At 38.7% G+C, this 12,617-nt stretch carries 10 protein-coding genes and 1 tRNA gene; 7 read left to right on the top strand and 4 right to left on the bottom strand.

The window, feature by feature from the left end:
* The first annotated feature begins 186 nt into the window (after window positions 1-186).
* Genes CHB66_RS13125 through CHB66_RS13115 form a run of 3 tightly spaced genes read left to right on the top strand, consistent with a single transcriptional unit; the run spans window position 187 to window position 2,425 of the window.
* Window positions 187-1,239: a sugar phosphate isomerase/epimerase family protein gene (locus CHB66_RS13125; RefSeq protein WP_089241682.1), complete on the top strand. Its 1,053-nt coding sequence runs from the start codon at window positions 187-189 to the stop codon at window positions 1,237-1,239.
* Window positions 1,240-1,261: 22 nt separating this feature from the next.
* Window positions 1,262-1,684 (top strand): c-type cytochrome, encoded by a 423-nt coding sequence (locus CHB66_RS13120; protein ID WP_089241680.1) that lies wholly within the window; start codon window positions 1,262-1,264, stop codon window positions 1,682-1,684.
* 6 nt (window positions 1,685-1,690) lie between these two features.
* Window positions 1,691-2,425 carry a 3-keto-disaccharide hydrolase gene (locus tag CHB66_RS13115; RefSeq protein ID WP_089241678.1) on the top strand — a complete coding sequence of 245 codons (735 nt, stop codon included), beginning with the start codon at window positions 1,691-1,693 and terminating at the stop codon, window positions 2,423-2,425.
* A 134-nt stretch (window positions 2,426-2,559) separates the two neighbouring features.
* Here the strand turns inward: CHB66_RS13115 and CHB66_RS13110 are convergent, their stop codons facing one another.
* Window positions 2,560-3,288 (bottom strand): lysophospholipid acyltransferase family protein, encoded by a 729-nt coding sequence (locus CHB66_RS13110; RefSeq protein WP_089241676.1) that lies wholly within the window; start codon window positions 3,286-3,288, stop codon window positions 2,560-2,562.
* A 328-nt stretch (window positions 3,289-3,616) separates the two neighbouring features.
* Between CHB66_RS13110 and rpsA the strand changes: the two genes are divergently transcribed.
* The 4 genes from rpsA to CHB66_RS13085 all read left to right on the top strand — a co-directional run bounded on the left by rpsA (window position 3,617) and on the right by CHB66_RS13085 (window position 9,549).
* On the top strand, window positions 3,617-5,386 hold the full coding sequence (gene rpsA, locus CHB66_RS13105) for a 30S ribosomal protein S1 (protein ID WP_089241737.1): 1,770 nt from the start codon (window positions 3,617-3,619) through the stop codon (window positions 5,384-5,386).
* Between the two features lie 180 nt (window positions 5,387-5,566).
* Complete coding sequence (locus CHB66_RS13100; RefSeq protein WP_089241674.1) at window positions 5,567-6,751, top strand: hypothetical protein; 1,185 nt, start codon at window positions 5,567-5,569, stop codon at window positions 6,749-6,751.
* Window positions 6,748-7,890 (top strand): hypothetical protein, encoded by a 1,143-nt coding sequence (locus CHB66_RS13095; RefSeq protein ID WP_089241672.1) that lies wholly within the window; start codon window positions 6,748-6,750, stop codon window positions 7,888-7,890. The genes CHB66_RS13100 and CHB66_RS13095 overlap by 4 nt, the downstream gene beginning before the upstream one ends.
* A gap of 351 nt (window positions 7,891-8,241) precedes the next feature.
* Window positions 8,242-9,549 (top strand): TolB family protein, encoded by a 1,308-nt coding sequence (locus tag CHB66_RS13085; protein WP_089241670.1) that lies wholly within the window; start codon window positions 8,242-8,244, stop codon window positions 9,547-9,549.
* An 18-nt stretch (window positions 9,550-9,567) separates the two neighbouring features.
* On the opposite strand, the gene CHB66_RS13080 is transcribed toward CHB66_RS13085, so the two are convergent.
* The 3 genes from CHB66_RS13080 to CHB66_RS13070 form a co-directional block, all read right to left on the bottom strand.
* A complete protein-coding gene (locus CHB66_RS13080; protein WP_089241668.1) occupies window positions 9,568-11,793 on the bottom strand; it encodes a xanthine dehydrogenase family protein molybdopterin-binding subunit in 2,226 nt (741 codons plus the stop codon).
* Window positions 11,794-11,796: 3 nt separating this feature from the next.
* The gene (locus CHB66_RS13075; protein ID WP_089241666.1) at window positions 11,797-12,261 is read right to left on the bottom strand and encodes a (2Fe-2S)-binding protein; all 465 of its coding nucleotides are present in this window, start codon (window positions 12,259-12,261) and stop codon (window positions 11,797-11,799) included.
* Window positions 12,262-12,409: 148 nt separating this feature from the next.
* Window positions 12,410-12,480 (bottom strand) — tRNA-Cys (locus CHB66_RS13070).
* Window positions 12,481-12,617: the final 137 nt, after the last annotated feature.

Genomic DNA, 12,617 nt, shown 5'->3' with positions numbered 1-12,617 from the left:
GCGAAAGCCTATTCCCAAATCTAATTTAATGCATCAAGATGGGAATGGTTTTCTCAATTTATTTATTATTACTTCAATACATTTATCCGCAACTGATTCTTGTAATCTTCGGAAATAGATTTGTTAGATTGTGGACATGACATAAAGTAAATAAGCTAAAATCAAATTTCAATAAAAATCAAACCTATGAAAACAATAAAAGGTCCTGCAATATTTCTCGCGCAGTTTGCAGATGATCGAGCGCCCTTCAATAATTTAAAGAGTATATGTGAATGGATGGCTTCTGTAGGGTATTATGGCGTGCAGATTCCTTCTTGGGATTCTAGAATGATCGATTTGCAAAAAGCTGCTGAAAGTCAAACATATGCTGACGAGATCAAAGGAATTGTCAATGAAGCAGGTTTAGAAATCACAGAACTTTCTACGCACCTTCAAGGTCAGTTGGTCGCTGTTCATCCTGCGTATAATGAACTTTTCGATGGTTTTGCACCAGCAAATTTAGCTGGAGACTTGAAAGGAAAAACAAAGTGGGCTACACAGCAATTGAAATATGCCGCTAAGGCTTCCAAAAATCTTGGATTAACAGCCCATGCAACATTTTCTGGAGCATTGATGTGGCATACTGTATATCCATGGCCACAGCGCCCAGCTGGTTTGGTAGAAACTGGCTTCACGGAATTGGCCAAACGTTGGATGCCAATTTTGGATGTTTTTGAAGATAATGGCGTAAATCTTTGTTATGAATTGCATCCTGGAGAAGATTTACATGATGGGATTACCTTTGAAATGTTTTTAGAAAAAGTCAATAACCATAAGCGTGCAAATATCCTTTATGATCCGAGTCATTTTGTGTTACAATGCTTGGATTATTTACAATTTATTGATTTTTATCATGAGCGAATTAAGATGTTTCATGTCAAGGATGCTGAATTCAATCCTACGGGCAAGCAAGGTGTCTATGGAGGTTATCAAAGTTGGATCGATCGAGCAGGAAGATTCCGCTCGCTCGGCGATGGCCAAGTTGATTTTAGTGGTATATTTAGCAAACTTTCGCAGTATGACTTTGACGGTTGGGCTGTGTTAGAATGGGAGTGTGCGATCAAGCACCCGGAGCAAGGAGCCATAGAGGGCGCTCAGCTTATTGCTGATCATATCATCAGAGTGACGGATAAGGCTTTTGATGATTTTGCAGGCACTGGAGCTGATGAAAACTTCAATAAAAAAATATTAGGAATCTAAGACCATCAATAAATTAAACAAAATGAAATCACTCAAATTATTTTCTTTTGGCCTTGTTGCCATTTCTTTGATGACATACGCTTGTGGCGGAGGAAGTCAAGAATCTTCACAGTCTTCAACCACCTCTTCTGCACCTGCGCAAGAGACTAAGGTGAGTCTCGAAGATAAATACAAAGATGATCCTGTATTCATCACAGGTTCAGCCAAGGCAAAAGAAGCAGGTTGTACAGCTTGTCACATGGTAGAAAGAAAAGTTGTTGGACCCTCTTATGCTGATGTAGCTGAAAAATATGAAAACACACCAGAAAATGTGGCTTTGCTTACTGACCATGTGATCAACGGCAATGTGGGTAATTGGGGTGAAATCCAAATGCCGTCACACCCACATCTAGAAAGAGCAGATGTGGAAGATATGATCAAATATGTATTATTACTTAAAAGATAAATCATGATGAAATCAACTTATGGCTTATTTTTGATTGCATCCACAGCTTTTGCATGTGGAGGTACTCAAGAAGTAAGAGAAGTAACTATTCAGACAGAAGGAGTAGAAGTGGAATCAGAATGGATCAGCTTATTTGACGGAGAGTCTTTCGATGGCTGGAAAAAATATGGAGGGGGAGACGTAGGTGCTGCATGGAAAATTCAAGATGGTGCAATCTACCTTGATGCCACCAATAAGGATGGTTGGCAAACTGGTGATGGAGGAGATATTGTAACTGAAGGTGAGTTTGATGATTTTCATCTTAAAGTAGAATGGAAAATTGCAAAAGACGGCAATAGTGGGATTATTTTCTACGTGCATGAATCAGAAGAATATGTCTATCCATGGATGACAGGTATGGAGATGCAAGTGCTAGACAATGATGGACACCCCGATGCAAAAATCAAAACCCACCGCGCAGGTGACTTGTATGACCTGATTGAGTCTTCCGAAGAAACTGTGAGGCCTGTAGGTGAATGGAATCTTGCGGAGATTATCTCAAAAGATGGGCTACTGCAGCTTCACCTTAACGGGACTAAAGTTGTAGAAACGACACTTTGGACTCCTGAATGGGAGGAATTGATTGCTGGCAGTAAGTTTAAAGACATGCCTGGATTTGGTACTTTCAAATCAGGTAAAATTGCTCTCCAAGATCATGGGGATGAAGTTTGGTTCAGAAATATTGAGATTAAGAGGCTTTAGGCCTTAATAGGAATTATTTTCACAAAGCGCACTAGGCATTTATAAAGCACGAAGATTTTAACCTATACAGGTCAATGTCGCGAATTTTGTAAAAGTTTAGTGCGCTTTGCTTTTTGGTCATTCAAAAGAATGATTTATTCATGAGTCAAAATCATCGCTTCTAGTCTATTGAAGCATTTTTCTGATAAGCCTGAAATGTCCTGTGTTGGCATATATGGCTTTGGATCAATTGGAGATGAAAAATAGATATTGATTACGCCTGGGCTTAGCAAAATTGAACCTCTTCGCATAACTTGGTCAGCGCCGATCACGGCCATGGGCATGATGTGTACACCTGTGTCAATTGCCATTCGGAATGCTCCCTTTTGAAATGGAAGTAAAGTTTGATTTGTATCATTTCTAGTTCCTTCTGGAGCAACCACTATGGATATTCCTGTCTGTAATATTTCAAGTAGCCTTTTGACAGATGATTTCCTTGATGCTGCATCCTTTCTATCTACCCAGACTGCTAGTCTGGAGGTGATGAAGCCGAAAATAGGAATCTTAGACAATTCTTTTTTCCCAATAGCTCTTACCTCTTGCATGATCGCCATGGGGATGACTGGAGCGTCAATGAATGATCGATGATTAAAGATGTAAATGTATGGTTGATCTAGATCAATATGCTCCTTCCCATGTACTTTGTATCGAATACCAACTAAAGTGGACCAGGCCCTCACCCAAATACGGATAAAGAAAAATGCAAACTTTCCTGCTTTTGATGATATAGCATATGGGATGACCACAAACCAGCCGAAGATCAGCATGAATACAGCAAAAAGTACAGCAGCATAGATGGTATAAATCCACTGAATAATTTTCATAGTGTTGGGACTTTGATTAATTTTGGAAAATAAAATTAATTATTAACTCTTTGCTTGCAACCCATGGAAGAAATTCCATGGGTTTCGTTTTACACAAAAATAGATGGCTTTTTCCAATCTCTCAGGATTAATAGCTAAATAAAACAAGACACCGTATCAATAGTGAGTGTTTTTTTTAATCTCATGTAAGCTTTTTATTAAAAATCAGTACCTTTGCAGTCCGTTCGGGTGAACGGGGCTCTGGAAACTGAAATTCAGGGTTTTATCCAAAACTAAAAACCTCATTCCGATGACCCTAGGGATGTTGAAAATCAGGGTTATTTGCAATATGTCTAATCAAAAAGATTTTAACTGGGAAGATTTCGACACCAAAGGTTTTGGTGAAGGTTATTCTAAAGACAAAAGAGCCGAAATGGAAGCTCTTTATGCTGGGACTTTGAACGAGATCACCGAAAAAGAAGTCATCAAAGGTACTGTAGTAGGTATCAATGACAAAGATGTGATCATCAATATTGGTTTCAAATCTGACGGTTTGGTACCAAGAACAGAATTCAGAGACCTTCCAGACCTTAAGATTGGTGATGAGGTGGAATTGTTCATCGAAGAGCAAGAAAACTCACTTGGTCAGTTGGTTCTTTCTAGAAAGAAAGCTAGAATGGTCCGTGCTTGGAGTGATATCGAAGCGGCATTGGAGCATGATAACGTAATCGAAGGTCTTGTAAAAAGAAGAACTAAGGGTGGTTTGATCGTAGATATCTACGGTGTAGAAGCATTCTTACCAGGTTCTCAGATCGACGTGAAGCCTATCAGAGATTTTGATATCTATGTAGGTAAGAAAATGGAAGTGAAAGTGGTGAAAATTAACCACACTAACGATAACGTAGTAGTATCTCACAAAGTGTTGATCGAGAAAGATCTTGAGAAGCAAAAAGCTGAGATCTTGAACAACCTTGAGAAAGGTCAAGTGCTAGAAGGTGTGATCAAAAACATGACAAACTTCGGTGTATTCATCGATTTGGGTGGTGTTGATGGTTTACTTCACATTACTGATATCTCTTGGGGTAGAATCAATCATCCAGAAGAAGTTCTTAACCTTGATGACAAAGTTCAGATCGTTGTTCTTGACTTTGATGATGACAAGAAGAGAATATCATTGGGTATGAAGCAGCTTACTGCTCATCCTTGGGATGCACTTTCTGCTGATCTTGAAGTGGGTTCAAAAGTTAAAGGTAAAATTGTCAACGTAGCTGACTACGGTGCATTCCTTGAGCTTGCTGCTGGAGTAGAAGGTTTAATTCACGTTTCTGAAATGAGCTGGTCTCAGCACTTAAGAAACCCTGCTGACTTTGTAAAAGTAGGTGATGAAATCGAAGCAGTGGTATTGACTCTTGATAAAGACGAGAGAAAAATGTCTCTTGGCATCAAGCAATTGACTGAAGATCCTTGGACTAAAGGTGACATGGCAGCTAAATATGCTGTAGGTACTAAGCACACTGGTGTGGTTAGAAACTTGACTAACTTCGGTCTATTCCTTGAATTGGAAGAAGGTATCGATGGTCTAGTTCACGTTTCAGACCTTTCTTGGACTAAGAAAATCAAGCATCCATCTGAATTCGTTAAGGTTGGTGACAATCTTGATGTAGCAGTACTTGAGCTAGATGTTGAGAATAGAAGATTGGCACTAGGTCATAAGCAATTGGAAGAGAATCCATGGGATACATTCGAAGGTATATTCCCTGTAGGATCTGATCATAAGTGTACTGTCGTTTCTAAAAATGATAAAGGTGCAGTTCTTGAACTTCCTTATGGTCTTGAAGGATTTGCTACTTCTAAAAACTTGGAGAAAGCTGACGGTACTTCAGTAGAAGTAGGTGAGTCTATCGAGTTCAAAGTGACTGAATTCTCTAAGGATGATAAGAGAATCGTACTTTCTCACACTGCTACTTTCAGAGAAGAAGCTAAACCAGCTGCTGCCCCTAAGAAAGCTAAGAAGAAAGAAGATACTCCAGCTTCTTCAGCTCCAGCTGAAAAGTCAACCCTAGGTGACTTGGATGCATTAGCTGAGTTGAAAGAGAAGATGGAAGGTGGGAAAAAATAAGACAAGAGACTAAAGACGTAAGACTTTAGACTTAGCTTATCCTATACTAAAAAAGGTGGCTACCGAAAGGTGGTCACCTTTTTTTTATTTTAGTTAGTTTTGGGAAAACCTATTTTTTATACTATAATTAATAGTCGATTTTTAAATCACATTTAACTTCTTAATTGATAAAGCTTTTCTATGAAACAGATCATTTACTTATACCTTGTTCTAGTAGCCATAATTTCATGTTCCGGTCCGAAAGAGCAAAGCTTTGAAAATGAAGATGGCTATTCTTTGGTCATTGTCGATTCATTAGAAATCAATGTTTTAGGTAGCCCTATGCTTGTGGACGTCAGCCCTTTGGCGGATCGATTTGCATTCTATGATTATTCTAGCAAAGAGTTTCTCTTTACTGATAGGAATGGGACAATTATTGGTAGATTTTCTAAAAAAGGAGACACACCTGATGCATATGGTTTTTTGATGGAATTTCCAGGATTCATAGATGAAGAGCAAGTTGCTTTGGCAGGTATGAATGGTGTTTTTGTTTTTGACCTAGGTGGTAATATGGTTAAGAAAATGTCTCATCCTGAATCTTTAGGAGGGGCAGGCTTTATGAGTTTTGTTGGTAAGGGGATGGAAACAGTGAATTTGATTGGCAAGCCGTATTTATTGAGCAAATCGGTGAGAACAAGGGATACCTATCCAGGGGAACAGCGGTTTTATGATGAATTCAGGGCGATTGAACTTATTGACATAGAACTTGGTGAATTTACTGAAATAGTACCCTTTGAAGAAGGGAGTTTATTTTTGAATGGTAATGGATTTTATGAGAGTGATTACGCGCCAGCTTTGGAAGCGAGTGGTGATCGACTTTATGTTGCATTAGGAGGAGAACCTAAATTGCGTGTTTACAAGCTCAGTCAGACAGGAGCTGAGTTAGAAAGTACGGTCGATCTTATCATTCCGGGTTTTGAAAAGCTGCCTTTGACGTCTAGGGAAGAGTTTTACAAAGGATCTGTCACGATTAAAGGAAGTACGCCAGCGATTAGAAATATCCACGTAGTGGATGATTACCTTATCCTGCACTATTATGGAGGGATTCCTGAAAGTATAATGAAAGAACTTGATGCACTTTGGGAATCAGGAAATCAAGAAGAATCAGAAAGGCTTTATGCCAAAGCAGCTGAAGAGGTGTCCCAAGGAATGATGATTCTTGAAAAGGAGAGTTTATTACAAGTCGGAAATATTCCATTTATTGATGGGGTAAGCACAAGTGGTTTTGCATCAGGAGGTGGATTCTTATGGATGCAGAGAAGTCCTAATATTGAAGAGGAAGAGGATTTTTTAAGGGTTTATAAGGTTAAATTAGTGGAGAAATGAACAAATTCGACCTAGTGAAAACTTCATTGATAATAGGAGTGGTAGCGCTAGCTTGCTCAGAGCCAAGGCATGACTCTCAAAACCAAGGAGTTTCTAATGAGTGGGAGCTTGTGATTTTGGATTCTATTCAGGTAGATTATTTGGGTAGTGTAGATGGAGGGGATTTCAGAAATGGCAAAGGAGTGTTTTTCAATTTTCAGGAAAATAAACTAATCGAGTTTGATTCATCTGGAGACATCTCTTACGTGTCGTCTTATCCAAAAGATGGGCCTGGAAAAGTCCAGTACCCAACACAGTTGAGATACAGGGAGGATGGAAGGCTTTTTGCGGCAAGTTTTATGGGTTGGTTGTATGAATTAAACGAGGATCTATCTTTAAAACGACAAATAAAACTTTCATTTCTTAGTGAAGCAAAGGATGGTGGAGGCCTTCTGAGAAATTTGGATCACTGGAAAGATTCATTGATAAGTTTTTATCCAGGTAGGGACGGAGCAAACCCTTACGATCCACATTTTTTCCGAGATCACTTTCTCTTGGAAAAAATTGATCCACGCACAGGAGGTTCAAAGCCTATAATTAAAATCCCAAATACTTCAAGATATTCCTCAGATAAATACTTCGAAAGACCTTGGGTCCAATTTGGTGTTTCTGGGGATATACTTCACTTAACCCTAAGTAATGAATCTATGATTCATACTTTTGATTTAAGTAAAGGAGGAGATTATTTGAATACCATTGATTTTCAGCCAACCAATTTTGAGGATAATGGAGAGCACTCAGAAAAATATCAGTATATTTCTTACAACAGGATGCTAGATGGAGATATTCAACAGTTTTTTGTAACTAAAGAAGCAGCTATTGTCTATTACACTGAAGGGATTGAAGAAGAAGTATTTATCCAGCATGAGTTAAATGACCCCGCTAATTTCCCCAAATTCAAAGATTTTCAAAATCAAATTTTGAAAATAATATCGCCGAAAGGTTTGCTTTCCAATGAAATTAATGTCCCTTACAGAATAGGCAGAATAATGAATATAGAATCAGTAGATAAACCATTTTACGCAGTGAGAGATGATGATTTTATCGGGGAAGAACGAGATTATGTCACTTTTTATAAACTTCAATTGATCAGGAAATAAAAAATCATTTATAAAAAATTAAAGAAACAAGCTGTCTTAAACATGAAGTCAAATAGGATATTGAATTTCAATTTAGGACAGCCTCTTTAATTTAGTGATAATGGAATAATTCCTTTTTATTTTTAAATACCTTTTAAAGAGGTTCCAAGTGCCAAGGCGATAAAGCCGACAAGTAAAAGGTTGAAACTATGTTTTGAGATCGTTTGAACGTGTACAAAATGTCCAATAATTCCCAAGATTCCATAAACTAATCCTGTTTTTGGTGAAAGTAAGATTCTTTGTAGCGTTTTGCTAAATTTTTCCGTCATTAGAACATAGATCCCAAATTTAGAATGCTTATAACTGACATTCATGAAAAAGCTAAGTGCGATTATTTTTATATTTCTTTTATTCAGTTGTGAAAAGCAATATGAAGATACCATTCCTGAAGGAGCATCTATAGCGATATCCACACTTTATTCTGATCTTACGGAAGATGGAAATATTATGCTTCAATGGGGGGATGTAAGAATTTGTAATGGGTTTAACTGTATCCGAAATGAGGTAAGTGCCAGTAATTATGAACTGTTTGTAAAAAGACCCGGTGCTCAAAATTTTGAAAGAGTAATTCGCTTGCCTAGCGGTACCAATCAATTTTTGTTTGGAGATGTAAGAAAGGGAGAAGCCTATGAATTTTTTATCAAGTCCAATAGGGCAGGTACTTCGGTTGATTCCAATACGGTTATGATTATTCCAGCGGAGGTTCAAGTAATTGAATTGGTTTTTCGGTTAGATATGTCTGGTCACGCACTTATGCATCCTAGGCTAAGTCCTTTGGGTAGTCAAGTGGCCTATGTTTCTGATGTACAATTTACAGAAGGAGGGGAGGAGCGCCGAGCCTTAAGTCTTTTTATTTGGGATAAAGAAACACAGCAACATCAATTAGTAAAAAGAAATGCCAACCAACCTAATTGGTCATCGGATGGGAAGAGGCTGATTTACGTCACCACAACAGGACTTTCTCAATCTGTACAAGGAGTTTTGCCTTCCCATTTAGAAATATTTGATTTGGAAGGAGAAGAATTCACCTTAATCAGTGGGGGCTTTCATCAACAATACTTACCAAGTTTCAGCAAAGATGATGAGCAAGTGTTTTTTTATTCAGATTCCTTAAATAGAGAGGATTTTGGTTTGTGGCAACGTGATTTTTCAGGAGGTTCTACCCTGGTATTTCCTTCTTTCCGGGATCCTGAACTCTTAGCAGGGATGGCTCCTTTTTATGGCTTGGATGTTTCTCAGCTCACAGAAATGGTGGCTGTAGATCACTTACAATTGTTTAACGATAGGCCAGTATACCAAATTTTCGGATTTGACATGGCAGGTGGAGGGCAAAAAGTAGATTTAATGGTTTCCCAATGGAGTGATTTTTCGCCTTCTTTTTCACCGGTCGATGCTAATAAGCTAGCTTTCATATCTGATCGTTCTGGAATTTCACAGGTTTGGTTGCTTGATTTGGTTTCTAAAGAGTTGAAGCAGATGACATTTTTCAGTATTCTGAAGTCTGATTATAGAATTACTAAGATTGGTTCTTCAATTTCTTGGGGGGATGATGGCAATTCACTGCTCTTTCCTGTTTCAAGTCCGAGAGGAGGAAGAGAGTTGGTGAAGATTCCTTTATAGAATTAGTTTTTATAAAAATCAAACCTCAAAATACTCCTTCAAAGGCAATTCATAAACCCTTTTTTCCAAAAGTGAAGACAAAGCATTGACAATTGCTGCAGCGACTGGGCCCTGAGCTGCCTCGCCAGCGCCAAGCGGTTTTTCTTCCGGCCGATTGATGATATGTACTTCGACTTCAGGAACATCATTTGTCCGCATGATGGGGTAGGAGTTCCAGTCTTTACTTGTGACACCATTTGCATCATATTGCACCGCTTCCATGATCGTCCAACTTGCGGATTGGATCATGCCTCCTTCGGTTTGGTTTTTTAACCCATCAGGATTGATGCACTGACCAGAATCAATGACTCCAGTGAGTTTGTGCAATCTGAATTTACCTTCTTTCGGACTCTTGTGGACTTCCGCAAGTACAGCATAATAAGAAGCTGAGTTTTTGTATTGAGCAAATGCTAACCCATAGCCTACTCGCCCACTTTGATCTCTATTTTCCCAATTACATTTACTTTTCAGTGTTTTGATCACTTCAATGGCTCTTGGATTATCTAGGTTTTTGATCCTAAACTCAAAAGGATCAATCTCAGCAAGAACTGCCAATTCGTCTATAAATGACTCCAAAGCAAAAATATTTCCATAAGCACCCAATCCCCTTAAAGCAGAAGTTCTTAATGGTCCTTCATAATTATGGAGTAAGAGCTTCCTATCTGGAATAGTATAAAGTGGAGAAGCATTTCTGTAGGATCCACCTGAAAACCCTCCTTTTTGAAATTCAAAAGCATTTTCTAAATGTCTGGCTGAGATATAATGTCCGGCTCGGCCATTTGGTCGGGTGCTATGGGTATCTGACCAAATCTGTGTTTTCCAAGCTGTGATTTTGCCTTCTTGATCTATACCTGCTTCAAGCGCAATCTGCATTGCTGATCCATAAGGCTCCCATTGATGCTCGTTACCCCGCATCCATTGAAGTCTGATATGCTTGCCAGGAAGCTGCTTGGCAATCAATGCTGCTTCTGCCGAAACATCATCAGCGCTGTTGTGGCCATAGCAGCCAGACCCCGGCATACCTATGCATCTGATATATTCTTTTTCCAATCCCAATAAATCTGCTAGTGTATTTTGTAAAGGATAAACACCCTGAGTAGGAGACCAGACAGTTAAATTCTGATTTTCCCATTTTGCTACAGCACAGCCAGGACCAGTAGACCCGTGCATGTGATAGGGTTTTCTGTATATGGATTGATGTGATCTAGTTGCTTTGTCAATCACAGATTTGATATTTGGATGCTTTTCTACCTCTTGGGGAGAATTGGAATTTCGCTCCATGTCAGCAAAAAGAGCGTCAGACATTACTTTAATTTCTGATTTTTCCCACTGACATATTTCTTTGATTTTTTGCCAAGCTTTGATGGCTTGATATTCTCTTTTGGCAACAACAGCCACAAAACTTCCATCGACAATGACTTTTTCAATCCCTGCCATTCCTGAAATTAAGTCAGTATCGAGCGATTTTAGTTTTGAACCATACGAAGGTGGATGGACCACTCTCGCGTGTAGCATATCCGGAAATCTCAAATCATGTACAAAGTGAGCTTTTCCCTGAACCATGTCTAGGATTTCTGCTCGTTGAAACGTTTTTCCAATGATTTGATGCTTTTCAGGAGACTTGATTTTTGCCTCTCCAGTGATATTTCCTTCTAAAAACTTACCATCCAAAATTTCCCAATAAGATATTTTCTTTCCTTCAGGTCCAAGTATGACACCATCTTTAACTTCAAGTTGATCTATAGAAACTCCCCATTCTTTCGCAGCTTCTTTGAGTAAGTATAACCTAGCCTCTGCCGCAGCTTGACGAATAGCACTTCCGCTACCTTCGACTGAATTACTTCCAGCTGTGTAGCCTTCATTTGCAGTTTGACCTGTGTCTCCATTGATGATATGACAGATTTCAAAAGGGACATCAAGTTCTTCAGCAGCAATCTGCATCAATGCTGTTCTGATGCCTTGACCGAGTTCTTGCTTGCCAGTCAATACCGTAACATGGCCATCAGCATCCAATCTGATCCAAGAATCAATGATATCTTTCCCCTGATGTGCCCGCTCAGGAATCCCTTCATATAAAGTATTCAATTCTTCAGCTTCTTTGGGACTGCAAAAGGCGAGGGGAAAAAGATGAAAGCTTATAAGTAATTGTCCGGAAGCTTTTAAAAATGATCTTCTGTTGGTGTTTGGGAGTTTAAAGTCTTTCATGGCTTAGATATTTGATGAAGAAACCTTTTTGACTGCTTTGATAAATCTGGAATGTGTCCCACAGCGGCAGATGATGCTATTCAATGCCTCTTTGATTTCTTCTTCTGATGGGTTATTGTTTGATCGGAGCAATGAAACTGCAGAAATAAGCATACCATTGAGGCAATAGCCACATTGCGCAGCCTGCTCCTCAACAAATGCTTCTTGAACAGGATGGAGTTTATTACCTTGTTTCAATCCTTCAATCGTTTCTATGTTTTTTCCTTGAAAAGTCTCACAAGGACTCAGGCAAGTCGGTACTGCTTGATCATCTACCAAAACCATACAAGCCGAACATTGCTGCAGTCCACAGCCGAATTTGGCGCCTGAAAGCTCAAATTCATCTCTGAGAATATATAAAAGAGGTTCCTCAGGATCTACTTGAATTTCTTGGTTTTTGCCATTTAGCTGAAAAGAAATTGTCTTCATTGGAAAGGTATTTTGATGATACCTTTAATATATAGAATACGATTTTTAAAAACTAACTTAGAATTATAAGGGCCGAAGATGATGTGCTGAATGGTATTCTGCTGAAAAAAGAAAAGCACCTTCTATATGAAGATGCTTTAGAATTTTGAGGTCGAGAGCGGATTCGAACCGCTGTACAAGGTTTTGCAGACCTCTGCCTAGCCACTCGGCCACCCGACCCTTTGTAAACGGAATGCAAATGTAGAGAATATCTCAATTTTTCCAAAACAAGATCTAAAATTTAATCCTACTAGTTTTTTCAAATTTCTTTAATGATGATCATCCATATATTTTATGTATTTAAAGATTTATTTATA

Origin of the sequence: Belliella buryatensis, from assembly GCF_900188245.1 — a bacterium.
Classification (GTDB): domain Bacteria; phylum Bacteroidota; class Bacteroidia; order Cytophagales; family Cyclobacteriaceae; genus Belliella; species Belliella buryatensis.
Note: the sequence above shows the minus strand (reverse complement) of the source record. Positions and strands in the feature narration are given on the sequence as shown.